The organism is Caulobacter vibrioides (genome assembly GCF_002858865.1).
In the GTDB taxonomy this organism is placed as follows: domain Bacteria; phylum Pseudomonadota; class Alphaproteobacteria; order Caulobacterales; family Caulobacteraceae; genus Caulobacter; species Caulobacter vibrioides.
The window spans coordinates 63,621-88,485 of the sequence record NZ_PJRR01000022.1 but is presented as its reverse complement, the minus strand read 5'-3'; the positions used below and the strand labels follow the sequence as shown (position 1 = coordinate 88,485).

Here is a 24,865-nt window from a genome sequence, read left to right as displayed (position 1 = left end):
GTCGGAACGGAGACGCGCGCCTGTGGGGGAGCGCGTATTGCTTTTGCAGCTGTGGGCTCGCCTTCTGGCCGTTTTTTCGGCCTTCGTGTTGTCCGCCACCGCCTTGGCAGCTCACGCCAGCGGGCTTGAGCCCCTGTCGCCCGATGACGTCCGCTATTATCGCGCGGCTTTCACCGCAACTGACCGGGGCGACTTTGACTCGGCCGAGGCGGCCTTCGCCAATACCCGCGACCGCAGCCTGGCCGGACGGCTCGTCTTCGCCAAGATCATGCATCCGACCCGCTATTCGGCCTCCTACGCCGAGTTGACCCGCTGGCTGGACAGCCATGGTGAAGAGGCCGGCGCCGACCGCGTCTACAGTCTCGCGCTGAAGCGCAAGCCCAACAGCAAGCGCGCGGCTGCGCCGCCGGTCCCTACCCTGTTCGTCGCGGACGAAAGCGGTCCCCCGCCAGCGGACAAGGGTCGCGCCGCGCGGGAGGCCTACTACTCCGGCGATGTGAAAGAGGCCCTGGCCTTGGCCATCGCCGGCGGCGAGCGTTGGATCGCCGGGCTTTCGGCCTACCGACTGGGCGACGCAGCGCAGGCTCAGCGCTTCTTCGAACAAGTGGCCGACGACGCCCATGAAGACGAGTGGCTGCGCGCCGCCGGCGCATTCTGGGCCGCGCGCGCCGCCAGCCGGCAGGGTGACGGCGGTCAGGCGCGAGACCTCCTGCTCAAGGCCGCGCACGCGCCCCACACCTTCTATGGCATGATCGCCGCACGGCAGTTGAACCTGGCCGGCGTGCCTGTGACCGAGCCACAGGAAGATGCGATCGCCACGCTGATCTCGCGGGCCGCCTATGTCGGGCCCGACACCGAGTCGCTGAACGCCCTGGTCACCGCCGATCCTCGCGCCCGCCGCGCCGCCGCCCTGGCCCAGATCGGCCGCTGGCGCGAAGCCGGCGAGGAACTCCGCGCCGGGCTTTCGCTCGCCGAAACAGAGTCGCTACGCGCCGACTGGACCACCTTGGCCCTGGCGCTGAACGCCAAGGCGCCGCTGAATGCGGGACGCCCGGTTCGGCGCGTGGGCGGCGAGGACTATCCGCTGCCGCCCCTGGACCCGATTGGCGGGTTCACGATCGACAAGGCGATGGTCTACGCCCTGGTCCGTCAGGAGAGCCGTTTCGATCCCCTCGCCGTCTCCAATGCCGGCGCGGTGGGCTTGATGCAGGTGCGCCCGACCTCGGCCGCCGACGTGGTCGGCGATGACAAGCTGCGCACCGACAACACGCCGCTGTTCGATCCGGCTTTCAACCTGCGGGCAGGCCAGGACTACTTTACCTGGCTGATGGACCGTGGCCTCAAGAGCCCGGACGTCCTGCGCGCCGTGGCGGCCTACAACGGCGGCCCGGCCACTCTGAACCGCACCCTCGCCCAGTTGGGCGCCGACTGCGACAGCTTGCTGCTGATTGAGAGCCTGCCCTTCAAGGAAACCCGCAACTACGTCGAGAAGGTGATGGCCAGCTATTGGACCTATCGCCAGCTTATGGGCGCGGAGAACAAGACGCTGGATGCGGTGGCCAGCGGCGCGCGGACCGTAGACTTCCGTCTGGATCCGCAGGTTCAGATGCCGACCACCATCGACCAGTTGATGGCGCAGCTGCCCTAGAGGCTCCGACGAGCGGCCCTGCCCGATGGATCAGTAGCGGATCGCCTTGGCCTTGAGGGCTTTGGCCAGCGCCTTCTCGTCAAGCGTCCCAGCGGCGGGCCAATCCAGACGTCGCAGCAAGACGCCGTGCATCTTGGACGCCAACCGCCCGAGCAGTCCGCTCGGTGCGACCAGAGACGCCGCTCCGCCAGCGCCGCCGGCCAGATGTCGCTCCACCGGCTCGCGCCAGCCTTCGCGCAGCACGGGCGCTGCGCGCAGCGTCAGGATCCAGTCGCCCCGCGCCGCCGCCACCGCCGCCGCCAGACGGTCCGCAGTATCGCCCTCGACGCGCACCAGCCGCGCGCCGCTGTCCTCGGCCAAGACCGCAACCCCTGGCTCGTCGCCCGCGACCAGAACAACCTCCTTGACCAGCCCGTCGACCGCAGCGGGCACCAGCATGGCCATCTGGGCGGCGAGGCCAGGCAAGTCTTCTGAAGCGATGAGAACGACAGAGATCATACCCCTGCTTCGCCAGACCAGGCCGCGCGGTCAAGAGCGTCGGAAGGCCGGCTAGAGCATTTCACGACCTGACTGCGTCAGGCCGTGAGCTCTAATCTTTTGCCTTGGCGCATTTTTCTTCACGCGAACCGGAACCACTTCGCTCGAAAAATGCTCTAGCCAAAGAGATCCATCTGCGGGCTGACCGGACGCGGCGGTTGAAACTGGCTGATATCGAGGGCCGTCCAGGGATGGTCCAGGCCGTAGCGTTTGACGGCAAGATGAAACCGCTGCCGCAGCACCTCGGCGACAGGACCATCGCCCACCATCCGATCCCCCCAGGCCGCGCGATAGACCTCGCCCGACCGGATCTGGCGGACCAGGGACATCACCTTGCGCGCGCGGTCGGGATAGTCGGCTTCGAGCCATTCCTCGAAGAGCTGGGCGATCTCGCGCGGTAGCCGCAGCGCCACATAGCCCGCACCGCGCGCCCCGGCCTTGGCGGCGGCCTCGAGAACCGCCTCGACCTCATGATCGTTGAGCCCAGGGATCGCCGGAGCGAACATGACGGTGACGGGGACGCCCGCCTCGGTGAGCCTGCGCACCGCCTCGATGCGTTTGCCGGGCGTGGCCGCGCGAGGCTCCATGCTGCGCGCCAGGCGGCGATCCAGGGTCGTGATCGAGATCGCCACCCGCGTCAGGCCCCGCGCGGCCATGCGGCTCAGCACATCCAGGTCCCGCAGGATCAGCGCCGACTTGGTGATGATCGTGAACGGGTGGTTGTAGCGCTCCAGGGTCTCAATGACCTGGCGGGTCACCCGCAACTGCTTTTCATCGGGCTGATAGGGGTCGGTGTCGCCGCCGATATGGATCGTCGCGGGCTTGTAACCGGGCTTGGACAGCTCCTTGGCCAGCAGTTCGCCCGCTTGGGGCTTGAAGAAGATCTTGCTCTCGAAATCCAGGCCCGGAGACAGGCCCAGATAGGCGTGCGCCGGCCGCGCGTAGCAATAGATGCAGCCATGGCTACACCCGCGATAGGGGTTGATGGAGCGATCGAAGCCGACATCAGGGCTCTGGTTGCGGGCGATGATCGTCCGCGACTTCATGGGCTGAAGCTGAGTTAGAATCTGTGCGGGCTCCGCGTCCTCGCCCCACCCATCATCGAACACGTCTCGAACCAGAGACTCGAAGCGTCCCGTCCGGTTCGATTTCGCGCCTCGCCCTCGCGCGGCGGGCCCAAGTTTCGCTGCCTCAGCCATGGCGAGAGAATGCGCGATTGATGCGAACATAACAAGAACATATTCAACAGCAGCGCCCTCGTGTTCAGACCCTGGTCGCCATCGTGTCCAGATACTGGCGGATGTTCGCCGCCTGCGCCGCCGTGCCGGCCAGCGCAATCGCGCGGTCGAAGGCCTTACGCGCCTCGACCGTGCGCCCCGCTTGCATCAGGAAAGCTCCGCGGGCGCCGTGATAGTGAAAATAGGCGTCGAGCCGCGCGCCCAAGGGCTCGATCATTTCCAGAGCGGCGTCGGGGCCCCGCACCTTCGCCGTCGCCACCGCCCGGTTCAGCGTAACGACGGGCGACGGCTGCATGATCTCCAGGGTGGCGTAGAGGCGATCGACGCCCGCCCAGTCGGTGTCCTCAGCCCGCGCCGCGCGGGCATGCAGCGCGGCGATCGCCGCCTGCACCTGATAGGGTCCCGGGGCTTTCTTGAGCATGGCCTTATCGATCAGGGCCAAACCCTCATCGATCATCCTGCGGCTCCAGAGACTTCGATCCTGGTCGTCGAGCAGGATCGCCGTGCTGTCGTCACCGAAGCGGGCGTCCGATCGCGAATGCTGCAACAGAAGCAGCGCGGTCAGGCCCATCATCTCGGGCTCGGATGGAAACAGTCGCAGCAGCAGGCGCGCCAAGCGGATGGCCTCGTCGCAAAGACCGCCCTTGGCCTCCAAGGCCTTGCCGCTGGCAGAGTAGCCCTCGTTGAAGACCAGATAGATCATCGCCGCCACCGCCGCGAACCGCTCGGCGCGCTCGATAGGCCCCGGCGCTTCGAACGGTGCGCCACCGACGCCAATCCGGGCCTTGGCGCGCGTGATGCGTTGCTCCATCGCCGCTTCACTGACCAGGAAGGCCCGGGCGATCTCGCGCACCGACAGGCCCGAGACGATCCGCAGCGCCAGCGCGATCTGCTGGGTGGCCGGAAGGTCCGGATGGCAACAGATGAACAACAGGCGCAGGACATCGTCGCGATAGTGCGAACTATCCAAGCGCTCGGCGGCCTCGGCCTCGGCGTCCTCCAGATCGGAGAGCAGCTCCTCGGGCGGCAAGGGCGCGTTGCGGCTGGTCTTGCGGACCGCGTCGATGGCGGCGTTTCGACCGACCATGATCAGCCAAGCGGTCGGATCGCGGGGCGGGCCGTTCTTGGGCCAAGCCTTCAGGGCGCGCAGGCAGGCGTCCTGAAAGGCCTCTTCGGCCGCGTCCATGTCGCGGAAATAGCTAAGCAGCGCCGCCATCGCCTGGGGGCGAGCGGCGGCGATCGCGCCCTCGATCCAGCCGAAGTCGGTCACGCGCCTGCGGGACCTGGCTGGAACATGGCGATCGGACGGATCTCGTAGGAGCCGCCGGGATTGGCCTTGCCGAGATCCTGGGCGACCTGCAGCGCGCCATCGAGGGACTCGCAGTCGATGACGTAGAAGCCGAGCAGCTGCTCTTTGGTCTCGGCGAAGGGACCGTCCAGCACCAGGGGCGGTTCGCGATCCTTGCGCAGGGTGGTCGCCGCCGTGGTCGGCATTAGGCGCGCGACGGGCCCCAGGCGCCCCTCCTCGGCCAAGCGCTGTTGGACCACGCCCAGCTTCTCCATCACCGCCGCGTCCTCTTCCTTGGACCAGGCGCAGACGACGTCTTCGTGGTTGTAGCAAAGAATGGCGTAGAGCATGGGCGGTCCTCTTCTCCCGTCACAAGGACGACGGACTATGGCGTCTTCAGACAGCGGGCAGGAAGATTTTTGGGTTCAGGTCCCGAGGGCGCGAAGGCGACGACGGACGGGCTCGTCATAGACCTTAAGCACCACCCATGACCCGAGGACGATCAGCAGCACCCCCGTGATCGCGAAGCCGGCGGGATAGCCTTCGCCGCCCAGGGCGCGGTACGCCCGCAGCAACAGCTCCCAGCCGAGCCAGTGCAGCGCATAGAGCGGATAGGAGATCGCGCCCGCCGCCCGGCAGACCTGGGCCGCGAGGCCATCGGGATCGCGACGACCAGCCAGAACCATCAGCGGAAAGACGACGCTGACGCAGGCGAAGTCGTAGAGCCAGTTCAGCGGCGTCCAGGGCGCGCAGACCACCGCGCCGAGAAGGAGCGCCAGCGCCCAGACCGGCGCTGTCCAGGTGACGAAGGCCTGGATGCGATAGCAGCCCCAGCCCAGCAGGAACGCGAAGATGGTGCGCAGAAAACTGATGACGAAGGTGCCGCGATCCCAGCCCGTCAGGACGCCGCCCATGCCGTGGGCGACATAGAGCATTACCGGCAGCAGGAGCACGACCAGCAGGACATGTCCCAGCACACCCAACCGGCGCAGCGGGAACCACGCCGCGCCGACCGCCAGCTCGAAGAACAGCGACCAAGCCGGCGGATTCAAAGGAAAGAGCGGCGAGAAGCCGTTCTCGTCGATCCAGACCCGCGGGATCATCAGCAGACCCAAGGCCAGCCAACCGGGTACGGCCTCGCGATTCTGGATGATCACGGCGGCCCCGCCCAGCATGGTCAGGACGATCAGCGGCCACAGGCGCACCAGGCGCTGGCGCATGAAGCCCAGCCAGGTGATGTCGCGTCGGCCATAGGCGTGGGCCAGGACGAAGCCGGACAGGCAGAAGAAGAAGTCGACGGCCAGGTAGCCGTGCGGAACCAGCCAGGGACGGCCCGTCCAACTGCCGACATGGTAGAGCAAGACCCCTATGGCGGCGATGCCGCGCAAGCCGTCCAGGGCCTCGTACCGTCGCCCCGCCTGGTGACCTTGCAAACCCAATCCCTCGCGCCCGCCCCTGCTTAGCCGGGCCGCAGCGCCGATGGCAACTCAGCCACCCGGCTTCACAAACAGCATGGCCTTGGTGAGGAAGGCGCAATCCTGGTCGAGCAGCCGCAAACCAGCCTCGGCGAAGAGCGCTTCCAGATTGGTCTCGGCGTAGCTGCTGTAATAGGGCTCGTGGAAGTAGACGGGGAACGCCTCCAGCAGCCGCGCGAGGTCGGGTGTGTCGGCGGGCTGCACCGAGTCGACCAGCACCAGCACGCCGCCGGGCTTGAGCACCCGCGCCAGACTGGCGGCCACGACGGGACGAACCCGCGGCGGCAGCTCGTGGAACAGATAGACGCACGTCACAGCGTCCAGGGTGGCGTCGCCGAACGGCAGCGTCTCGGCCTTGGCCTTGACGCCGCCGACCGCCGTCCGCTTGCGCGCCTTGGCAAGGTAAGCCTCGGAAAGGTCGAGCCCCGCCAGCGCCGCGCGCGGGAAGGCGGCGCTCAAATCCTTGAGAAAAGCGCCGGAACCGCAGGCCACATCCAGGATCTTGGCGTCGCGATGATCGCGCCCGCGCCAGTGTCGCGCCAGCAGCGAAAGGCCCCGCCGGCGCATGGCCCCCGCCGTGCCTGAGAACAACGCCTCGACCTGTGCGTCGTAGCGCCCGGCGCTCTCGGCGGTGAACCAGCCTCCCGACTGGTAATGGAAGTTCTGGCGATAATAGTTTGGATAGACAGAGGGATCCGCCGCGTTACGCACCTCCGCGCCGTCGCCTCGGCGGCGACGCTGGTCCACTTCGAAGGCGTCGACCAGAAAATCCACCGCCTCGCGCAGCGCGGCGGAAGGACGGATCGGTCCGTCCTCGATCGCCGGATAGAGCCCGGCGGCCACGTCGCGGGCGTCCTTCTCAAAGGCTTCCAGATAGGCGCGGCGCAGGCTGCCGGGCACAGGCGGCGGCGCAGCCGGCGTGAACCGCCGCGCTTGCGGCCCTTCAGTAGGCCGCGTCAGCGAGCGCGCCAGACCGCCCGTCGCCGTCCACCACACGGCCTTGACCGCCGCCTTGGCGCCCTGGCCGACCGCGTCTATCGCAAAGGCCGTGCGCGTGCGTGCGCGGGTGGACTGATCCATCGCCCCCTACCGGGTGAAGACTCCGACCAGCTCAATATGCGGCGACCAGACGAACTGGTCCACCGGCGTCACCCTCACAAGCTTGAAGCCGGCGTCGACCAGCACCCGCGCGTCCTTGGCGAAGGTCTGCGGGTTGCACGACACTCCGACCACCTTGGCGACCTTGGACTTGGCGATCTCGACCGTTTGCTCGGCGGCGCCGGCGCGCGGCGGATCGATGACCACGACGTCGGTCTTGGCCAGCTCGGTGCTGAGCACTGGACGCCGCACGAGATCCCGCGCCTCGGCGGTGATCGGCTTGAGCCCCGGCGCCCCGCCGATCGCGGCCTTCAAGGCTGTGACGGCCGGCGCGCTCATCTCCGCGGCGTAGACCTGGGCCACCTCGGCCAGCGGGAAGGTGAAGGTGCCGACGCCGCAGTAGAGATCCGCAACGCGGCTCGCGCCCTGGGCCTCGGCCACCGCCAGCTCGACCATCGCCTTCTCGGCGGCGGGCACGGCCTGCAAAAAGCTTCCGGGCGGCAGGGCGACCACAGCCTGCCCAAGCTTCACCAAGGGCTGCCGCGCGCCATAGATCGTCTCGCCCGCCAGAGTGACACGGGCAAAATCGCCTTCGCCCGCCGCCATCGCCGCGCGCATGCGGGCGTCGGCCGACAGCCCGCCACTTTTCCGCTCCACGCCGGTGATGTCGATATCGAGGCCCGTGGCGGTGAGCGTGACATGGAGGGTCGGCGCCGACTTCGGATGCTCCAGGAAGGGTTCAGCCAAACGCGCCAGGGCCGGCAGCGCGGCCACTAGGCGCGGATCGGTGACGGGACACTCTTCGATCGACACGAGGTTCCACGAGCGCCGCTCCTTGAAACCGAGGCGCGCCCCCTGCCCCTTGCCCCCTTTGCGAGCATGCAGCGCCACGCGACGCCGCGACGCCGGCGGCGCCGCGAAGGTCGGGAGGATTTCGGTCTCAAGGCCCTCCATCGACAGCTGCAGCCGAACCTGTTCGGCCTTCCAGGCGCGATAGGGCTCAGCGGCCCAGTGCTGAAGCGCGCAACCACCGCAGACTCCGTAGTGGCGGCATGCCGGCGCGACCCGTTCCGGACTCGGCGCCAGGATCTCGACGACCTCGCCGCGCGCGCCGTCCATTTTTGCGCGGACCACCTCGCCCGGCAGGGTCAGGGGAACAAAGGCCGGCTTGCCGTCGGCGGTGCGCGCGAGGCCGTCGCCCTGGGCGCCGATGGCGTTGATCGTCAAATCTTGCATGCGCCGTCCATACCCCAAAACCCCGGCCGCGGCGCGCGCTCCTGCGGTTTTTTGCATGCAAGCGTCAAACCGCAGAAGCCTGTCAGGCTCCGTTCATGTTGGCTGCGTCACAAAGGGCGTCAACGGATGAGCCAAGGCGCACGTCGTTCAGCGGCGGCCTTAAGAAAGACAGGTTCTCTCATGACCATGATCGCGAACAAGAACAGGACCTCCAAGATGAAGACCGTTCTGGGCGTGACCGCCGCCCTTGTCTGCGGTGTGCTGACTCCGACCCTGGCCTCGGCCCAGGCTTACGGCTCGCAAAGCTATGGCGGCGCCTATGACCGCCAAGGGTACTACTACGACCCCTGCCAGCGCTCGACGACCCAGCGCGGCACAGGCGGTGGCCTGGCCGGCGCAGGGATCGGTGCGGCGATCGGCAGCGGCGTGGCCGCCCGTGGCGCCAAGACCGAGGGCGCGGTGCTGGGCGGCCTGCTCGGCGCGGTCATCGGCTCCAGCATCGGCAAGAACTCGGCCGCCTGCGCGCCGGGCCGCACCCCGCAACCGCGGACGGCCCACAACGGCTACTATGAAAGCCAGACCTATCGTTCGGGCGGCTATGACGACGCGCGCCGGGACGCCGCTCGCGACGCCTATTACGACCGTAGCTATGAGCGCAGCTACGAGCGCTATGACGGCTATCAGGTCGACAACCGCTCGCGCGCCGACGCCAATGGCTGCACCCTGGCCGAGAGCCCGATCTATCTGCCGGACGGCCGCGTCCAGAAGCGCTTCGTGCGCGTCTGCCCGGACTCCAATGGCAAGTATCAGGTCGTCGACTGATATCGACGACCGCTTGTGGAAGACGATCGGCCGCCCTTCTTGGGCGGCCGATTTCGTTTCAGGCCGACCTAAAGCTTGGTCGCCCAGACCAGCCGTTCGATCTGCCCTTCCCCGCCTGTGATCGGACTTTCAGCGAGGCCGCGCACCGACCAACCAGCGGCCTCCAGGAACGCGACGATCTCCCGTTCTACACGCGCGATCACGTCAGGATCCTTCACCAGTCCGCCCTTGCCGACATGTTCGCGCCCCGCCTCGAACTGCGGCTTGATAAGCGCAACCAATTCAGCGCCCCGAGTCGCCAGATGGAGCGCCGCCGGCAGAGCCTTGGTGAGCGAGATGAAGCTGACGTCGCTGACGATCAAGCCCGGCGGTTGGGCGATCCGATCGTCATCGAGACTCCGCGCGTCCACTCCCGAAAGATCCGCCACCCTGTCACTGGCCCTGAGACTGGGGTGCAGTTGATCGCGTCCGACATCGACCGCGAACACGAATGCGGCTCCCCGCGACAAGAGCACCTCGGTAAAGCCTCCCGTCGAAGCGCCGACGTCAATGGCGACCCGCCCCTCGACAGCAATGGGCCATGTATCAAGCGCATGGACCAGCTTCAGCGCGCCACGCCCCACCCAGGGATGGGCGGCCTCGGCGGCGATCTCGGCGTCCTCATCGACCTGCTCTGACGGCTTGGCGACAACCCGTCCCGCCACCGACACACGACCCGCCTCGATCGCCGCGCGCGCCTTGGCGCGGCTGTCGAAGACGCCCCGGTCGACAAGCAGCTGGTCGATACGCTTCCTGGCCAAGGCCTCTTCCCCGAAAACTCGAAGCAGGGCTCTAGCACAGGCTTGCGGCGCAGGTCTCTTCGGGGTCAACTGAACGGCGATCACCGGCGCGAAGACGTCGGTCCTGTTGGGAGGAAATCCATGCGTTTCAGCCGCCGTGGCCTGATGGCCGCCTCCGCCGCCATCGCCGCCGCGCCTTCGGCCTTCGCCAAGCCCAAGTCGTCCGCCGCCCCCGCGCCCTGGACTCCGGACGCGACCGAGATCGCCGGCCGCATTCGCCGCAAGGAGATCAGCGCCGCCGAGGCTGTCGAGGACGCCATCCGCAAGGTCGAGACCCTGCAACCGCACGTCCAGGCCGTCGTCGACTCAGACTTTGAAAGGGCGCTCGCCAAGGCCAAGAGCGGCCAACTGACGGGCCCCTTCGCCGGGGTGCCCTTCCTGGTCAAGGATCTGGACCCCTACAAGGGCATACGCACCCGCTACGGCACCCGGGCAACCTTGGGCGCCAAGCCCGACACCGAACAGACGCCCTATGTCGATGCGTTCGACGCCGCCGGCTTCGTCACAATCGGCAAGTCGTCGACGCCGGAGTACGGCTTCCTGCCGACGACCGAGCCGATGGGCTTCCTGCCCACCCGCAACCCCTGGAACGTCAAACACTCGTCCGGCGGCTCTTCCGGCGGCGCCGCAGCCGCAACGGCCTCGGGCATGGTGACGATCGCTCACGCCAGCGACGGCGGCGGCTCGATCCGCATCCCCGCCGCCAACTGCGGTCTGTTCGGTATGAAGCCCTCGCGCGGGCGGATGATCCCCAACCGTCCGACCAGCCGCGGTATCGACCTCTCGGTGTCGCACTGTGTCTCCCACAGCGTGCGCGACTCGGCCGCCCTGTTCGCCGCCTCGGAGCGCACGGACGCGGGCGCGGCGTTCAAACCGGTCGGCGTGGTCACCGCCCCGCTGAAGCGGAAGCTCAAGGTCGGCCTGGTGATGAACACCGGCACCGGCCTGACGCCGCATCCTGAGGTGCAGGCCGCCGTCAATAACGCCGCCAAGCTGCTGAAGGATCTGGGCCACCGGGTCGAGCCGACCAACTGGCCCATGGACGGCAATCAGTTCGGCCAGGACTTCACCGTGCTGTGGGCCAGCGGCGCGGCCGAGCTGGTGGCGGGCATCGGCAAGGCCATGGGCCGCAAGCCCGACGCCAATGTGCTGGAACCCTTCAGCCTGGGCATGGCCGAATTGGTCAACACCCTGCCGCAAGGCGCGCTGCAGGCGGCCATGGAGCGCCTGAACGCCACCATCAAGGCCTATGACACCTGGCTGACCAAGTACGACGTCATCCTGTCGCCGGTGCTGGGCAAGCCGCCGGTGGAGCTGGGCTATGTGGCCGGCTGGGTGCCGTTCGAGGAACTGCAGGCGCGCCTGTTGGCCTATGTCGGCTACACCCCGGTGCAGAACGTGGCCGGCGCCCCGGCCATGAGCGTGCCGCTGCACTGGACGGCCGATGGCCTGCCGGTCGGCGTGCAGTTCGCCGGTCGCGCAGGCGATGAGGCGACCCTGTTCGCCCTAGCCTATCAGCTGGAGGCCGCCGCGCCCTGGGCGCACCGCAAGCCGCCGGTGAGCGCTTAAGCCGGGTCAGAGATCATCGACGGACACAAAGAAGGAGCGCCCAGCGATAGCCGGGCGCTCCTTTTGTCTTTCCCGTGGCGCCGAAAGCCCGCTCAGCAGCCGCCCCGCCCCGTGTCACGGACATGATCCAGAATGTCCGCCAGAAGGTCGAAATCGATCTTGTCGGGCTTTTTCCAGCGTACGCAGCCCCCGCCCCGATCGACGCCGGCCAAGCGTTCGGCGAAGGCGTCGAGGGCCGCTCGGCCGGGATAGATGGCGATGTGCTGCTTTTGGCTGTTGAAGGCCACCAGGGGGGACTTCGGATCGCCGTAGGCCGGCATGCCGAAGGCCATCACCTCGCTGTCGGCGCCGAAGCGCTCAAGGCACAGGGCGCGCAAGCGGTCCAGAGCCGGGCGGCGTTCGGGCGCGACCTCTTGCATGAAGTCGTCGACGTTCGCCGCCCTGGACTGGACCATCGCCCTACCCCTCCACGAACACCTTCTTGAGTTCGTTCTTCATAATCTTGCCATTGGCGTTGCGCGGCAAGGTCTCGGGCCAGAACACCACTTTCACCGGCACCTTGAAGGCCGCCAGGCGATCGGCGACGAAGGCGCGAAGTTCGGCCTCCGTGGCTTCCGCACCCGGCTTCAGGGTGACGACGGCGGCAGGCTCTTCGCCCAGAGTCTTGTGCGGAACGCCGACCAGGGCGGCGTCCATGACCGCCGGGTGGTCGTAGAGGCAGTTCTCGACCTCGATGCAGTAGATGTTCTCGCCGCCGCGGATCAGCATGTCCTTGGCGCGGTCGATGATGAAGCAGAAGCCTTCGGCGTCCAGGCGGGCCAGATCGCCCGTCCGCACCCAGCCGTCGACGAAGGTCTGGGCGGTGGCTTCCGGCTTGTTCCAATAGCCCCGCACGACCTGCGGCCCCTTGCACCACAGCTCGCCGACCTCGCCGATCGGCAGCTCGCGATACGGCGCCTCGACCGTCATGATCTTCAGATCGGTGACCGGCACGGCGGGACCACAGCTGTCAGGACGGTTTTCATAGTCCTCGGCCGAGTTGCTGGTCGCCGTCGCCGAAGTTTCGGTCATGCCCCAGCCATTGCCCGGCGAGGACTTGGGCCAGATCTCCTTGATCTTGCGGACCAGCTCCGGCGCCGACGGCGCGCCGCCATAGGCGACGGCTTCGATCGAGGAGAGATCGTAGTTGGCGCGATTGGGATGCTCGATGATCTGCCAGGCGATGGTCGGCACGCCGCCCATCTGGGTCAGCTTCTCGTCCTGAATCACCTGCATGGCGCGCTCGGGATCCCACTTGCGCATCATGGCCAGCTTGGCGCCGGCGAACAGCGACGGGTTCAGCACCGCGAAGCAGCCCGTCGCGTGGAAGAACGGCACCGACAGCAAGGCGCCCTTCTGCGGCGCGCTCGGATCGGGCTGGGGCGGCGCCTCGCCCCGGCGCAGGAAGGCGCGCGCCCCGGCGGCGGCGGCGGCGAAGATGTTGCTGTTGATGTTGCGGTGGGTCGCGATCGCGCCCTTCGGCTTACCCGTGGTGCCCGAGGTGTAGAAGATCGTGGCGTCGTCATCGGCCGTGATCGCCACAGTCGGCAGCGGCTTCTCGTCGAGCTTGGCCCAGTCGTTCGCGCCGCCGATCTTGGACTCCAGCGGGATCACGTACGGATGGGTGATCTCCTCCTTCGCGCGGCTGACATAGACGCGCTTGAGGTCTGGACAGTTATGCAGGTGCTCGCCCATGCGCTCGTAGCGCTCGACATCGACGATCGCGACCTTGGCGCCGGAATCGATCAGGCCGTACTCCAGCTCCGGCCCCGTCCACCAGGCGTTCAGCGGCGTGACGATCGCGCCGAGCGAGAGTGCGCCGTAGAAGGCCACCGGCCATTCCGGCAGGTTGCGCATGACGATGGCGACGCGATCGCCCTTCTGGACGCCGAACGATTCCAGTTCCGCCGCCATATGTGTGACGGCGCGATAGAAGGCCTCGAAGTTGACCCGCTCGTCCTCGTGAACCAGGAATATCTTGTCGCCGTGGGAGCGGCCCATCAGCAGGGTCTCGCGCAGGGTCGGCGGCGCGTTCTTCCAGGTGCGGGTCTTCACGCCCCGGATCTCGACCTCTTCCATCTCGCCCGGGGTTCCAGGCTGTGTGATCAGCGCATAGGCCTGCTGGACGGACATGGCGGGCCACGGAACGGACGCGGGGGCGGCCTGGGTCATGATGCTTACTCTCCCGGTATCGTGTCGCGCCTTGTTTGCTGAGCGCGTTCAGGGACCAGAGAGCACAGCCGCAGGCGCGATGCAAACGTCCGTTTGACCCTAGGAGAACATTGATAAGTTAGAAGCACAAACTGCGGTCGCCGCCCCGCTTCAGGGCGCCAAGAAAAAGGGCGGTGCCTCAGATGAGACGCCGCCCTGACTCCTTGATCGAGCGCCCGGTTAGCCGACCGATTCCAGGCGGCTCAAAGCCGCTTCAAGCTTGGCCTTGGCGGCTTCCGCCTCAGCCAGACGCTCGCGGTTCTCCTCGACCACCTCTTCCTTGGCGCGCGCCAGGAAGTCGGGATTGCCGAGCTTCTTGTTGACCTTCTCGATCTCGCCGGCGTGGCCGGCGATGTCCTTGGTCAGGCGCGCCTTCTCGGCGGCGACGTCGATGAACTCGGCCACGCCCAGGGCGCCGGTCGCCTCGCCCATCACCACCGGCGCGGAGCCGGCCGGCGCAGCATCGGCCTCGCGAACAGCGTCCAGGCGCGCCAGGGTCAGAAGCAGATCGCGGTGACGGGCCAGACGCGCCTTGGTCTCAGGACCGGCCCCGACGATGGTCAAGCCCGGCTTGGCCGACGGCGGCACGTTCATCTCGGCGCGGATCGAGCGGATCTCGCCCACGGTCTCGACCAGCCAGCCGATCTCGGCCTCGGCCTCGGCGTCGATCCAGTCGGCGGGAAGCTCGGGCCACTTCGCCGAGATCAACATGGTCTCGCGCGCCGGACCGAACTCGGCGGTCTTTTCCCACAACTCCTCGGTGATGAACGGCATCACCGGGTGCAGGAGCTTGAGGATCACGTCCAGCGCCCAGGCCGCGGTGGCGCGGGTCTCGGCCTTGGCGGCGGCGTCATCGCCGTTCAGGATCGGCTTGGCCAGCTCCAAGTACCAGTCGCAGAAGACGTTCCAGACGAAGCGGTACAACGCCCCGGCCGCCTCGTCGAACGACGGAGCCTCCAGGGCCTTGGTCGCCTCGGCGACGGTCTTCACCGTCTCGCCGCGGATCCACTTGTTGATCGGCTGCTCCACCGTCGCGGGATCGAAGCCCTCGACGCGGACGCACTCGTTCATCTGAGCAAAGCGCGAGGCGTTCCACAGCTTGGTGCCGAAGTTGCGATAGCCCTCGATGCGCTGCTTGGAGAGCTTGATGTCGCGCGCCTGACCCGACATCGCCGTCAGGGTGAAGCGCACCGCGTCGCAGCCCAGTTCATCGATCAGGATCAGCGGATCCATCACGTTGCCCTTGGACTTGCTCATCTTGGCGCCCTTCTCGTCACGGACGAGGGCGTTGATGAAGACCTGCTTGAACGGGGCCTCACCCATGAAATGGATGCCCATCATCATCATCCGGGCGACCCAGAAGAAGATGATGTCAAAGCCCGTGACCAGGGTGCTGGTCGGGTAGAAGCGTTCCAGGTCCGAGGTCTTCTCAGGCCAGCCCAGGGTCGAGAACGGCCACAGGGCCGAGCTGAACCAGGTGTCGAGGACGTCTTCGTCCTGGGTCAGCTGGACGTCAGCGCCGAACTGAGCGCGGGCGGCGGCGTAAGCGGCCTCCTCGCTCTCTTCGACGAAGATCGAGCCTTCAGGACCGAACCACGCCGGAATCCGGTGGCCCCACCAGAGCTGGCGCGAGACGCACCAGGGCTCGATGTTACGCAGCCATTCGAAGTAGGTCTTTTCCCAGTGCTTGGGCTCGAAGACCGTCTCGCCGGTCTCGACGGCCTTCAGGGCCGGCTGGGCCAGGGTCTTGGCGTCGACGTACCACTGGTCGGTCAGGAAGGGCTCGATGACCACGCCCGAACGGTCGCCGTGCGGGACCATGTGCTTGGTCTTCTCGATCTCCTTCAGCCAGCCCTCTTCCTCGGCGCGGGCGACGATGGCCTTGCGCGCGACGAAGCGGTCCATGCCGACATACTCGGCCGGAACGCTGTCGTTCAGCTTGGCCTCGACCGTCAGGATGTTGATGGCCTCCAGGCCCGCGCGCTTGCCGACGCCGAAGTCGTTGAAGTCGTGCGCGGGCGTGATCTTCACCGCGCCCGAGCCTTTGGTCGGGTCGGCGTAGTCGTCGGCGACGATCGGGATGCGCCGGCCGACGATCGGCAGGGTCACGAACTTGCCGACCAGGCCCTTGTAGCGCTCGTCGTCGGGATGGACCGCGACGCCGGTGTCGCCCAGCATCGTCTCCGGACGCGTCGTGGCCACAACGATGTAGTCGCGGGTCTCGAACTCGGTGGCCTTGCCGTCCTCGTCGAAGGCGATCGGGTGCTGGTAGGTCACGCCGTCGGCCAGCGGATAGGCGAAGTGCCAATAGGCGCCGTCGACCTCCTTCTGCTCGACCTCAAGGTCGGAGATGGCGGTCTGGAACTGCGGGTCCCAGTTGACTAGGCGCTTGTCGCGATAAAGCAGGTTCTGCTTGTAGAGTTGGACGAACACCTTGCGGACAGCGGCCGAGAGGCCCTCGTCCAGGGTGAAGCGCTCGCGCGACCAGTCGCAGCTGGCGCCCAGGCGGCGCAGCTGGTTGGTGATCGCGCCGCCGCTCTCGGCCTTCCATTCCCAGACCTTGTCGACGAAGGCTTCGCGGCCCATGTCGCGGCGGCCGATATTGCCGGCGGCGGCCAGCTGGCGCTCGACGACCATCTGGGTGGCGATGCCCGCGTGGTCGGTGCCCGGCAGCCACAGGGCGGCCTTGCCGCGCATGCGGTGGAAGCGGGTCAGCACGTCCTGCAGCGTGTTGTTCAGCGCGTGGCCGATGTGAAGGCTGCCCGTCACGTTCGGCGGCGGGATCACGATGACGAACGGCTCGGCGTTCGGATCCTCGGCGGGCTTGAAGGCCCCGGAGGCCTCCCAGGCGGCGTACAGGCGGGGTTCGACGGATTGGGGATCGAAGGTTTTTTCGAGCATGGCGGAGCGGATATGCCATCTGCGGCCCGCCCGGGAAACCGGCGGGCCTAGGTTTTCTGAAGGATTGGGCAACGAAAAAGGCGGCCGCCGCAGCGACCGCCTCGATTTTCCGACGGTTCGGAAGTTTTAGGCGCCGCGTCCCCGAGAGATACGCTGCACTTCTTCCTCAACCTTGGTCTCGACGATGCGCGGCAGGTTCTGGTCCAGCCACTCCTTGAGCAGCGGGCGCAGCAGCTCGCGTACGACGTCTTCCAGCGTCCGACCGTCCTTGGGCATCAGCAGGGCCGAGCTCAGGCTGCCGAAGGCGCTCGCCGCGGCCGAAGCGGCCGAAACGCCGACCAGCTGCTCGGCGACTTCGTCGCGATCAAACACCGGAGCCGCCGGCGGCGGCGTGTAGGCCGGTTCCGACTCAGGTTCCGGCGGCGAATAGACGTCGATGTCGCCGACAGTCTCCAGCGGCGGCAGCTCGGGCTCGGGCGCGATCGGATCCGTCAATTCCAGAACCTCGTCGTCGAACGACACCGGTTCAGGTTCGGGTTCCGGCGGCGGCGGGGGCGCCGCTTCGGCCGCAGGCTCCGCCGGCGCGTCATCCTCCGAGATGATGCGTCGAATGGAGGCGAGGATTTCCTCCATTGTAGGTTCTTGAGACTGATCGGACATGTGCGGGGCCGTCGTAAAGAGGTACGAATCCTTGCGCGCCTTGGGGCGCGCTTAGCCGCGATGGTGCAGACTTACGCGTGTTAAGCAAGCGCAAGTCCGCGCCTGGGCGGAATCGACGCGGATCAAACCTACTTCGAGCCGCTCGGGGGCTTGGTGGAAGCCGCGCCGACGCTGTCGATCGCCTGCACCACCGGCTCCCACGGCACCCAGCCCACGCCGCGCGTCACGCGGTTGTAGGAGGTTTTCGGGTCATAGGCGGCGGTGTTGGAGGCGAGCTTGGTCACCTCCAGTTGGCCCATGGCCTGCAAGACCACGGCGGAAGCCAGGTATTCGTCGCGACGGGCCGAAACCAGCGCCAGTTCGGCGTTGGACAGCTCCAGCTGGGCGTTCAGAACGTCCAGCGTCGTCCGCAGGCCGACCTGTTGCTCCTGACGCACGCCTTCGAAAGCGATGCGGGTCGCTCGAACCTGCTCCTCGTTGGCGACCAGACCGGCGCGCGACGCCAGCAGATTGCTCCACGCGTTCGAGACTTGCTGGATCGCGGTGCGCTTGGCGCCTTCGACGGCGCTGCGCGCAGCGTTCTCACGTTCATTGGCCGCCCGGACCTGCGACGTGGTCAAGCCGCCGGCGAAAAGCGGGATCGAGGCCGTGATCGCGCCCGAAACGGTGCGCGAATAGTCGTCAAACTGGCTGCCGACGCCAGAACGACGCGTCGCATCGTAACCCAGCGAAGCGCGCGCCGAGACCGTCGGTCGATAGCCCGCCTTGGCGACGGCGACACGCGCGGCGGCCGCCTCTTCATTGAACTTCGCCGAGGTCACGCCAGGATTGTTCGTCTGGGCGGCCTCGAAAGCCTGGTCGACGCTGGCGGGCAGCAGTCCGGCCAAGCTCGGCTCGGGAGCCAGTTCGCCGGGCGTTTGACCGACCACCGCAGCGTAGGAGGCGCGGCTGACTTCCAACTGGGCCTGGGCGCCCGACAGGCTGGCCTTGGCCGAAGCCAAGCGCGCCTGAGACTGGGCGACGTCCGTCCGGGTGATCTCACCCACGTCGAAGCGAGCGTTCGATTCTTCGAGCTGGCGCTGCAGAACCGCGACGTTTTCCTTGGCGATGCGCAGGCGTTCCTGGTCGCGGCGCACGTCGACATAGGCCTGGACGACGCTGACCAGCACCCCCTGCTCGACCGCGCGAAGACCTTCCCGCGCAGACAGCACGTCGGCTTCAGCGGCGCTGACGCCCGCGCTGGCGCGACCGCCGGTGTAGAGCGGCTGGATGATCGAAAGCGCCGCGCTGCTGCCAGAGAGCTTCACATCCGCGCCGGCGCTGGCCGGATTGGTGTTCGCCCCCGTGATATCGGCGGTGGCGCCCACGGTCGGGCGGAAGCCGGTCTTGGCTTGCACCACGCCTTCGTCGGTGATGCGGGCGCTGGCGCGCTGTTGCTGCAGCGTCGGATTGGTCTGATAGGCGAGCGCGATCGCATCGGCGAGAGTCTCGGCGTTCGCGATGGAGAAGGACCCGGCCAGAAGACCAGCGCTGCAAGCGGCGGCCAGCAACCCGGCCCGTCGACGGTTCGACATCAACATTCTATCCCCAATCACGCGAAGCTCGCGCCGGCCACAATATGATCGCGTGTAAGTCGCTCCGCCAGTCGTCGCCAGTTAAGCTTTTTTCACGCAAACGTTGCGACGGTCCATCGGGCCCAGATCGTCAGAAGCTGAAGCCCGTCTCAGCCTCGAAGCCGGCGAGCAGCGGCGGCGAAGCGTCGAACGCGGCGCGACGGCCGACGCCGTCCTCGGCGCGCAGATAAATCGCGGCGCGCCCCACAGGACCCGTACGCTCGACAACGCCCAGGCGACCGCCATGAGCCAAGGCGTCCTGCCAGCTCTTGGGCGCGACGGCGACGGCGCCTTCGCATACGATGACATCGTAAGCGCCGGCGGGGACCGTCTTCAGGTCCTCGCCATCGTGGCGCGTGACCGAAAGACCCATCTTTTCCAGGACGGCGGCCGCATAGGGCGCAGCGATGGCCAGGACGGTCTCGCCTTCGCGCGGCTTCAGCGCTTGCAGCAGCTTGCCGACCTCACGCGGGCGCAGAAGCCAGCGACCGGGGGCGTACTCGATGTCGGCGTCGGCATAGGCCAGATAGGCCTTCGAGGCCGGCACGACGCTCTCGCGCGCCACGACGCGCAGCGCGTCCTGCAGCGGCAGATCGGTCACGTCGGCGGTGCGAATCTGGCTCTCGACCATGTTCAGCCGCGCGGCGGCGAAGTCGGTGCTCATGGAATCCCTCGAAGGACTAGACTTTCGAGCAGGCTTATAGGTCCGCCCATCATCTAAACGCAATGCGATCCCCGGGCTCATCGCTGCGAAGCCCGCGTACTCGAGACTGGAAATGCATCACAGCGCGCGAAGCGAAGACACGTAGAGGTCGATTCTAGGGCGCGAGATCTCGCTCCGCCCATCTTGTCACCGAAGCTTGGTTGATCAGCGCTACGCGAGGTTGGATAAAGGGTTCATCGTCGACAAGATCGATGACGGGGGAAGTCGCTCGTAGCACGATGAATTGGGGTTCTGCCATGCATGGTGCGCCGATGGTGATCGCCCTCGCGCTGGTCGCTCTTGTGCTGATCTACTTCCTGCCGTGGATCGACGAAAAGCTAAGGCGCGCTTACGGCCGATGGCGTCGCAAGCGGCGTGAGAGACGGCAACAACGAATGCGATGAATTCCGCGCCGCGTACGGCGAGTTCGGGCGAGTGGCTCCGCGGGTAGGATTCGAACCTACGACCAGCCGGTTAACAGCCGGCTGCTCTACCACTGAGCTACCGCGGAACAGGTCGCTCTCGAAAGAGCGGGCGTGATAGCCGCCTCGACGAGTCGACGCAAGACGACAAAATGCGCCCACGCACGCGATTTCGCACGCCCTGTCAGGCGATCGATAAGTCGACGATTTCAGGAAGGTGAGAGTGGCTCCGCGGGTAGGATTCGAACCTACGACCAGCCGGTTAACAGCCGGCTGCTCTACCACTGAGCTACCGCGGAACAGGTCGCTCTCAGAAGAGGCCGCGTGATAGCCGCCCCATTGCGCCGATGCAAGCGCCTTGTTCCAAAAAAAGCAGCCCGGCTTTGCGGCCGGGCTGTGGAAGTCAGTGATGGTGGGTGCCTTCAAAGAAGACACGATGAAAATCCGCCCGTTATGGTTAACGATCCCCTAATTCTTAACGCCAGGACCAAAAGGTCGCAGGCACGGCGAACGCCCTCAGAGCCGGACGGGAATCTGCAGGCCGCGCTGGACGGCTGGGCGCTCCAGGCCCGCTTCCAGCCAACGCGGAACGTGCTTCAGACCGCCGTAACCGACGAGGTCGCCCGCCTCGTAGAAGCCAACCAGATTTCGGACCCAGCCGAGGGTGGCGATGTCGGCGATCGTATAGTCATCGCCCATGATCCAGGCGCGTTCAGCCAGCCTGCCCTCCAGCACGCCCAGTAACCGCTTCGACTCGGCGACATAACGCTCCAGCGGCCGCTTATCCTCGTACTCGCGGCCAGCGAACTTATGGAAGAAGCCCAGTTGCCCGAACATCGGACCGATGGCGGCCATCTGGAAGAATACCCACTGCAGGGTCTCATAGCGCGCGGCTGGTCCCGAAGGCAGGAACTTGCCGGTCTTCTCCGCGAGGTAGACTAGGATGGCTCCGCTCTCGAACAGCGCGATCGGCTTTCCCTCTGGACCATTGGGATCGATGATCGCGGGGATCTTGCCATTCGGGTTGAGCGACAAATACTCGACGCCCCAGGTCTCGTTCTTGCCGATATCGATCAGGTGCGGCTCGTAGGGCAGCCCCGTCTCCTCCAGCATGATGGAGGCCTTCACGCCGTTGGGTGTCGGCAGCGAATAGAGCTGGATCTGGTCGGGTCGTTCTGCGGGCCAGCGCTGGGTGATCGGGAAGACTGACAGATCGGGCATGAAGGGACCTCGTGGAGAACGCGGACGCGTCGCTCCCATCTGGCGACCCGCCAGCCGCTTTTCCAGAGCGCCCCTAGACGGGGAGAACCAACAGGCCGCGCCGGCGTAGATCAGCGGACGGCCAGATCGACACCCAGAAGATCCGGCCGCCCGCGCGTGCGCGGACCTACCAGGCCCCGACGTTCGGCATCGAAACCCACGGTTCGGCTGGCGGCAGGTCGCCGTCCTGCAGAAGCTCAATCGAGATATTGTCGGGTGAGCGCACAAACGCCATGTGACCATCGCGCGGGGGACGGTTGATGGTCACTCCCATGTCCATCAGCCGCTGGCAGGTCTCGTAGATGTCGTCGACCCGATAGGCCAGGTGGCCAAAATTACGACCGCCGCCGTATTCCTCGTCGTCCCAGTTGTAGGTGAGTTCAACCAGGGGAGCCTTACGCGCCTTGGCGAGCTCCACGTCCTCCGGAGCGGCGAGAAAGACCAGGGTGAAGCGGCCCTTCTCGTTCTCCGTGCGATACATCTCCTGCAGCCCAAGCCCCTCGCAGTAGAACCGCAGCGAGGCGTCGAGATCGCGGACGCGGATCATCGTGTGCAGGTAACGCATGGCGGATCTCCTGGAAGGCGGCTCACGCCGATATAGGCATAGCCCCGCGTGGGGCAAACCCTAAACCGTCTCGCGGTCCCGCGTCTGACGACGCCAGAGCGCGGCGTATTCGCCGCCGGCCGCCAACAAGGCCTCATGGCGACCGCGCTCAACGATCTTGCCCCGGCGCAGCACGACGATCTCGTCAGCGTCGGCGATGGTCGACAGCCGATGCGCGACGACCAGGGTCGTCCGCCCCGCCCTCGCCTTGCGCAAGGTCGCCTGGATGGCGGCTTCGGTACGGCTGTCGAGCGCGCTGGTCGCTTCGTCCAGGATCAGCACTCGCGGCTCCGCCAGCAGAGCGCGCGCGATCCCGACACGCTGACGCTCGCCACCCGACAGCTTCAGACCGCGCTCTCCGACCTTTGTCGCCATGCCTTCGGGTAGGCTTCGAATAAAGTCACCCAGTTCCGCCGCCTCGGCGGCCGCCCAGACCTCGGTTTCACCCACCTCGGGCCGTGCGAAGGCGATGTTGGCCGCCAGGGTGTCGTTGAAGAGGGCCACGTCCTGCGGCACCAGGGCGACGGCCCGGCGAAGCGAGCTCTGCTTCAGAGCCTTCAGGTCATAGCCGTCCAGCGTCACCCGCCCCGACTGAGGATCGATCATCCGCAGGGCCAGCCGCACCAGGGTGGTCTTGCCCGCGCCCGACGGGCCCACGATGGCCACAGTCGAGCCCGGCGCGACGGTCAGCGACACCTCGCTCAGCCCCTCGGACCGCGCGCCGTGACGGAAAGAGACCGCTTCGAACGCCACCGCCCCGCCTCTATGGTCGGCGCACGGCGGCAGGTCCTGGGCGTCCGGAGCGTCGGCCACGTCGGCGGCCTGCCGACGCAGGTCCAGCATCGCCTCCATGTCGATCAGCGACTGGCGAATTTCGCGGTAGGCGAAGCCCAGGATGTTCAGCGGCGCGTAGAGGTTGATCAGGATCAGTACGGCCGCCGTGACGTCGCCGGGCCCCATGCGCCCGTGCGCGGCCTCGGATCCGGCCAGCACCGCCATCACGCCCAAGCCCACACTCATCACGCCCGACTGAACGAGATTCAGGAGATTGAGCGACTGGGTCGCCTTGATATTGGCGCGTCCATAGGTGTCCAGCGCGCGCTCGTAACTGGCGACCGCCCTCGCCTCCCCACCGAACGATTTCACGGTCTCGTAGTTCAGAAGCGCATCGACCGCGCGGCCGGCCGCCTCGGCGTCGGCTTCATTGAGCGCCCGACGGTGGCCGATCCGCCAGTCCGAGATGGCGAAGGTGACGTAGCCGTAGATCGCGACCGTCACCAAGGCCACAGCGGCGAACCGCCAGTCGTAGGCCTTGGCCAGCACCACGGCGGCGAGGATCAGCTCGATCCCTGTGGGGGCGAGGTTGAACACCAGACCCCGCAGCAGAAAATCCATCGACCGCGCGCCACGATCGATAACCCGCGAGAGCGAGCCGGTCCGCTTGGACTGATGAAAATCGATCGACAGCGACAGGGCGTGCGCGAAGGTCTCGACCGCCGCGCGGGTCTGGGCCGCCTGGGCGACCGGCGTGAAGATCGTGTCTCGCGCCTGGGGCGCCGCCGCCGAGATAAATCGCACCAGCGCCCAGCCGATCGCCAGACTCGCGAACGCCAGGGTGACCGTCACCGCAACGCCCTGACCGACGGAGAGCTGGTTCACCGCCTGCCCCAGCATCAACGGCGCCAGGACGCCGAGCACCTTGCCGGTAAGCGTCAGAAGCAAGGCGACGGTCAGGCGCCAGCGCAAACCCGGCGCCTGGGATCGCAGCACCAGTTGGAGCAGGTCGCTCATCGCCTTCCAGAAGCGGATCGGCTGGTCGGCCTTCGCGATCGCGCCGGCGACCGCCTCGCGTCCAGGAGACGGCGGGCCGCCCAGCCCTCTCATCGCCCATCCCTTCGGATCAGCAAGGTGGTCTGTACGCCGCCGCCTGGCGTCACCCAGTCGATGCGCCAACCGGTCGGAACGCGCTCGGCGCGCACGGGACCAGAGTTCAAGGCCAAGGGCGGCGTGGCCGCGATCGTCACCTGATCCTCGCCCCCTTCGCCACCGATCTGGATGTCGTGAGGGCCGCGGGACATCGGATCCTTCATCGCGATGAAGAAGCGGCCTTTGTCATCGGCGCGCCCCCCGCCGCTGACGACCCGGTCAATCCGGACATTGAGGCCCGCGCCCGGCGCAGCGACTCCCGACACCACCGCGCCGCCGGCCCTGTCGATATCGACCGCCAAGATCCGGGGCGCGCTGGACGCGGGAGCGAGGCGCCATGCGCCCGCGCCAGCCCGCAACAAGGCCACCTGCCCCTCTTCCGAGACCATGACGTAGCCTTCCGCCTGCACGGTCCGGCCATCACGGGTCATGGAAAGGCCGAACAATCGAACGCCAGGCTGGATGGGAACAGCCACGCTCCACCGCCCCTCGGGGTCCGCCTTGCCCAGCACGACCTCACCGTCCGGAGAGCCCAACCGGATATCAGCCTCTGGCAGCGCAGCGCCCACCAAGGTCACGCGGCCGCCCGCGCGCTGCACGCTTTCCAGCGCTGGAGGCGGAAGATAGCCGGCTTCGGCGCTATCGATCTTCTCCGTGCGCTTCGGGTCGCCCTGTCCGCCCGGGTCGCAAGCCGCCAGCAGCGTCGCCGCAGCGACGACAAGGATCGACGGCTTGAAACCCCGGGAGCGAATCCTGATCATGCGGCCTCAAATAGG

22 protein-coding genes and 2 tRNA genes are annotated in these 24,865 nt (G+C 67.1%); 4 read left to right on the top strand and 20 right to left on the bottom strand.

The window, feature by feature from the left end; translation table 11 throughout:
* Positions 1 to 37 precede the first annotated feature (37 nt).
* Positions 38 to 1,648, top strand: a complete 1,611-nt coding sequence (locus tag CVUC_RS18515) for a lytic transglycosylase domain-containing protein (RefSeq protein WP_024265701.1) — start codon at positions 38 to 40, stop codon at positions 1,646 to 1,648.
* 30 nt (positions 1,649 to 1,678) lie between these two features.
* Here the strand turns inward: CVUC_RS18515 and CVUC_RS18510 are convergent, their stop codons facing one another.
* From CVUC_RS18510 to CVUC_RS18480, 7 genes are all read right to left on the bottom strand, one after another.
* Positions 1,679 to 2,146, bottom strand: a complete 468-nt coding sequence (locus CVUC_RS18510; RefSeq protein WP_096032973.1) for a cell wall biosynthesis glycosyltransferase — start codon at positions 2,144 to 2,146, stop codon at positions 1,679 to 1,681.
* A 155-nt stretch (positions 2,147 to 2,301) separates the two neighbouring features.
* The gene (locus tag CVUC_RS18505) at positions 2,302 to 3,384 is read right to left on the bottom strand and encodes a PA0069 family radical SAM protein (RefSeq protein ID WP_096032972.1); all 1,083 of its coding nucleotides are present in this window, start codon (positions 3,382 to 3,384) and stop codon (positions 2,302 to 2,304) included.
* Positions 3,385 to 3,448: 64 nt separating this feature from the next.
* Positions 3,449 to 4,693: an RNA polymerase sigma factor gene (locus tag CVUC_RS18500; RefSeq protein WP_096032971.1), complete on the bottom strand. Its 1,245-nt coding sequence runs from the start codon at positions 4,691 to 4,693 to the stop codon at positions 3,449 to 3,451.
* On the bottom strand, positions 4,690 to 5,061 hold the full coding sequence (locus tag CVUC_RS18495; protein WP_096032970.1) for a YciI family protein: 372 nt from the start codon (positions 5,059 to 5,061) through the stop codon (positions 4,690 to 4,692). The genes CVUC_RS18500 and CVUC_RS18495 overlap by 4 nt, the downstream gene beginning before the upstream one ends.
* A gap of 75 nt (positions 5,062 to 5,136) precedes the next feature.
* The gene (locus tag CVUC_RS18490) at positions 5,137 to 6,150 is read right to left on the bottom strand and encodes an acyltransferase family protein (RefSeq protein ID WP_096032969.1); all 1,014 of its coding nucleotides are present in this window, start codon (positions 6,148 to 6,150) and stop codon (positions 5,137 to 5,139) included.
* Positions 6,151 to 6,198: 48 nt separating this feature from the next.
* A complete protein-coding gene (locus CVUC_RS18485; RefSeq protein WP_096032968.1) occupies positions 6,199 to 7,266 on the bottom strand; it encodes a class I SAM-dependent methyltransferase in 1,068 nt (355 codons plus the stop codon).
* Positions 7,267 to 7,272: 6 nt separating this feature from the next.
* Entirely contained in the window at positions 7,273 to 8,520 is a 1,248-nt protein-coding gene (locus CVUC_RS18480) for a class I SAM-dependent RNA methyltransferase (protein WP_096032967.1), read from the bottom strand.
* Between the two features lie 180 nt (positions 8,521 to 8,700).
* Between CVUC_RS18480 and CVUC_RS18475 the strand changes: the two genes are divergently transcribed.
* The gene (locus CVUC_RS18475) at positions 8,701 to 9,342 is read left to right on the top strand and encodes a hypothetical protein (protein WP_096032966.1); all 642 of its coding nucleotides are present in this window, start codon (positions 8,701 to 8,703) and stop codon (positions 9,340 to 9,342) included.
* A gap of 68 nt (positions 9,343 to 9,410) precedes the next feature.
* Here the strand turns inward: CVUC_RS18475 and CVUC_RS18470 are convergent, their stop codons facing one another.
* A complete protein-coding gene (locus tag CVUC_RS18470) occupies positions 9,411 to 10,142 on the bottom strand; it encodes a TlyA family RNA methyltransferase (protein WP_096032965.1) in 732 nt (243 codons plus the stop codon).
* A 120-nt stretch (positions 10,143 to 10,262) separates the two neighbouring features.
* Here CVUC_RS18470 and CVUC_RS18465 point away from each other — a divergent pair, with 120 nt between their 5' ends.
* Positions 10,263 to 11,750 (top strand): amidase, encoded by a 1,488-nt coding sequence (locus CVUC_RS18465; RefSeq protein WP_096032964.1) that lies wholly within the window; start codon positions 10,263 to 10,265, stop codon positions 11,748 to 11,750.
* Between the two features lie 92 nt (positions 11,751 to 11,842).
* Here CVUC_RS18465 and CVUC_RS18460 read toward each other — a convergent pair whose 3' ends face one another.
* The 6 genes from CVUC_RS18460 to CVUC_RS18435 form a co-directional block, all read right to left on the bottom strand.
* Positions 11,843 to 12,205 (bottom strand): iron chaperone, encoded by a 363-nt coding sequence (locus tag CVUC_RS18460; protein WP_012640208.1) that lies wholly within the window; start codon positions 12,203 to 12,205, stop codon positions 11,843 to 11,845.
* A gap of 4 nt (positions 12,206 to 12,209) precedes the next feature.
* Positions 12,210 to 13,961, bottom strand: a complete 1,752-nt coding sequence (locus tag CVUC_RS18455) for a class I adenylate-forming enzyme family protein (RefSeq protein WP_096032963.1) — start codon at positions 13,959 to 13,961, stop codon at positions 12,210 to 12,212.
* 219 nt (positions 13,962 to 14,180) lie between these two features.
* Positions 14,181 to 16,901 carry a valine--tRNA ligase gene (locus tag CVUC_RS18450; protein WP_096032962.1) on the bottom strand — a complete coding sequence of 907 codons (2,721 nt, stop codon included), beginning with the start codon at positions 16,899 to 16,901 and terminating at the stop codon, positions 14,181 to 14,183.
* Positions 16,902 to 17,027: 126 nt separating this feature from the next.
* Positions 17,028 to 17,561 carry a pole-organizing protein PopZ gene (gene popZ, locus CVUC_RS18445; RefSeq protein WP_010919196.1) on the bottom strand — a complete coding sequence of 178 codons (534 nt, stop codon included), beginning with the start codon at positions 17,559 to 17,561 and terminating at the stop codon, positions 17,028 to 17,030.
* A gap of 128 nt (positions 17,562 to 17,689) precedes the next feature.
* A complete protein-coding gene (locus tag CVUC_RS18440; RefSeq protein WP_096032961.1) occupies positions 17,690 to 19,141 on the bottom strand; it encodes a TolC family outer membrane protein in 1,452 nt (483 codons plus the stop codon).
* A gap of 124 nt (positions 19,142 to 19,265) precedes the next feature.
* On the bottom strand, positions 19,266 to 19,838 hold the full coding sequence (locus CVUC_RS18435; RefSeq protein ID WP_010919194.1) for a protein-L-isoaspartate O-methyltransferase family protein: 573 nt from the start codon (positions 19,836 to 19,838) through the stop codon (positions 19,266 to 19,268).
* 296 nt (positions 19,839 to 20,134) lie between these two features.
* Between CVUC_RS18435 and CVUC_RS18430 the strand changes: the two genes are divergently transcribed.
* Positions 20,135 to 20,281 (top strand): hypothetical protein, encoded by a 147-nt coding sequence (locus CVUC_RS18430; RefSeq protein ID WP_101685860.1) that lies wholly within the window; start codon positions 20,135 to 20,137, stop codon positions 20,279 to 20,281.
* A gap of 32 nt (positions 20,282 to 20,313) precedes the next feature.
* Here CVUC_RS18430 and CVUC_RS18425 read toward each other — a convergent pair.
* The 6 genes from CVUC_RS18425 to CVUC_RS18400 all read right to left on the bottom strand — a co-directional run bounded on the left by CVUC_RS18425 (position 20,314) and on the right by CVUC_RS18400 (position 24,850).
* Positions 20,314 to 20,388 (bottom strand) — tRNA-Asn (locus CVUC_RS18425).
* 135 nt (positions 20,389 to 20,523) lie between these two features.
* Positions 20,524 to 20,598, bottom strand: a tRNA-Asn gene (locus tag CVUC_RS18420).
* 217 nt (positions 20,599 to 20,815) lie between these two features.
* On the bottom strand, positions 20,816 to 21,520 hold the full coding sequence (locus CVUC_RS18415) for a glutathione S-transferase N-terminal domain-containing protein (protein ID WP_164468101.1): 705 nt from the start codon (positions 21,518 to 21,520) through the stop codon (positions 20,816 to 20,818).
* Positions 21,521 to 21,686: 166 nt separating this feature from the next.
* Positions 21,687 to 22,124: a VOC family protein gene (locus CVUC_RS18410; protein ID WP_096032958.1), complete on the bottom strand. Its 438-nt coding sequence runs from the start codon at positions 22,122 to 22,124 to the stop codon at positions 21,687 to 21,689.
* Between the two features lie 60 nt (positions 22,125 to 22,184).
* Positions 22,185 to 24,116: an ABCB family ABC transporter ATP-binding protein/permease gene (locus tag CVUC_RS18405; protein WP_096032957.1), complete on the bottom strand. Its 1,932-nt coding sequence runs from the start codon at positions 24,114 to 24,116 to the stop codon at positions 22,185 to 22,187.
* On the bottom strand, positions 24,044 to 24,850 hold the full coding sequence (locus CVUC_RS18400) for a hypothetical protein (RefSeq protein WP_096032956.1): 807 nt from the start codon (positions 24,848 to 24,850) through the stop codon (positions 24,044 to 24,046). Before CVUC_RS18400 ends, CVUC_RS18405 begins: the two co-directional genes overlap by 73 nt.
* Between the last annotated feature and the right edge of the window lie 15 nt (positions 24,851 to 24,865).

Bases quoted from the DNA above. Each gene is read 5' to 3' on its own strand.
- CVUC_RS18510 (WP_096032973.1), bottom strand. From the start codon at position 2,146: ATGATCTCTGTCGTTCTCATCGCTTCAGAAGACTTGCCTGGCCTCGCC.
- CVUC_RS18505 (WP_096032972.1), bottom strand. From the start codon at position 3,384: ATGGCTGAGGCAGCGAAACTTGGGCCCGCCGCGCGAGGGCGAGGCGCG.
- CVUC_RS18495 (WP_096032970.1), bottom strand. From the start codon at position 5,061: ATGCTCTACGCCATTCTTTGCTACAACCACGAAGACGTCGTCTGCGCC.
- CVUC_RS18485 (WP_096032968.1), bottom strand. From the start codon at position 7,266: ATGGATCAGTCCACCCGCGCACGCACGCGCACGGCCTTTGCGATAGAC.
- CVUC_RS18480 (WP_096032967.1), bottom strand. From the start codon at position 8,520: ATGCAAGATTTGACGATCAACGCCATCGGCGCCCAGGGCGACGGCCTC.
- CVUC_RS18475 (WP_096032966.1), top strand. From the start codon at position 8,701: ATGACCATGATCGCGAACAAGAACAGGACCTCCAAGATGAAGACCGTT.
- CVUC_RS18465 (WP_096032964.1), top strand. From the start codon at position 10,263: ATGCGTTTCAGCCGCCGTGGCCTGATGGCCGCCTCCGCCGCCATCGCC.
- CVUC_RS18460 (WP_012640208.1), bottom strand. From the start codon at position 12,205: ATGGTCCAGTCCAGGGCGGCGAACGTCGACGACTTCATGCAAGAGGTC.
- CVUC_RS18455 (WP_096032963.1), bottom strand. From the start codon at position 13,961: ATGACCCAGGCCGCCCCCGCGTCCGTTCCGTGGCCCGCCATGTCCGTC.
- CVUC_RS18450 (WP_096032962.1), bottom strand. From the start codon at position 16,901: ATGCTCGAAAAAACCTTCGATCCCCAATCCGTCGAACCCCGCCTGTAC.
- popZ (WP_010919196.1), bottom strand. From the start codon at position 17,561: ATGTCCGATCAGTCTCAAGAACCTACAATGGAGGAAATCCTCGCCTCC.
- CVUC_RS18440 (WP_096032961.1), bottom strand. From the start codon at position 19,141: ATGTTGATGTCGAACCGTCGACGGGCCGGGTTGCTGGCCGCCGCTTGC.
- CVUC_RS18435 (WP_010919194.1), bottom strand. From the start codon at position 19,838: ATGAGCACCGACTTCGCCGCCGCGCGGCTGAACATGGTCGAGAGCCAG.
- CVUC_RS18430 (WP_101685860.1), top strand. From the start codon at position 20,135: ATGCATGGTGCGCCGATGGTGATCGCCCTCGCGCTGGTCGCTCTTGTG.
- CVUC_RS18415 (WP_164468101.1), bottom strand. From the start codon at position 21,520: ATGCCCGATCTGTCAGTCTTCCCGATCACCCAGCGCTGGCCCGCAGAA.
- CVUC_RS18410 (WP_096032958.1), bottom strand. From the start codon at position 22,124: ATGCGTTACCTGCACACGATGATCCGCGTCCGCGATCTCGACGCCTCG.
- CVUC_RS18400 (WP_096032956.1), bottom strand. From the start codon at position 24,850: ATGATCAGGATTCGCTCCCGGGGTTTCAAGCCGTCGATCCTTGTCGTC.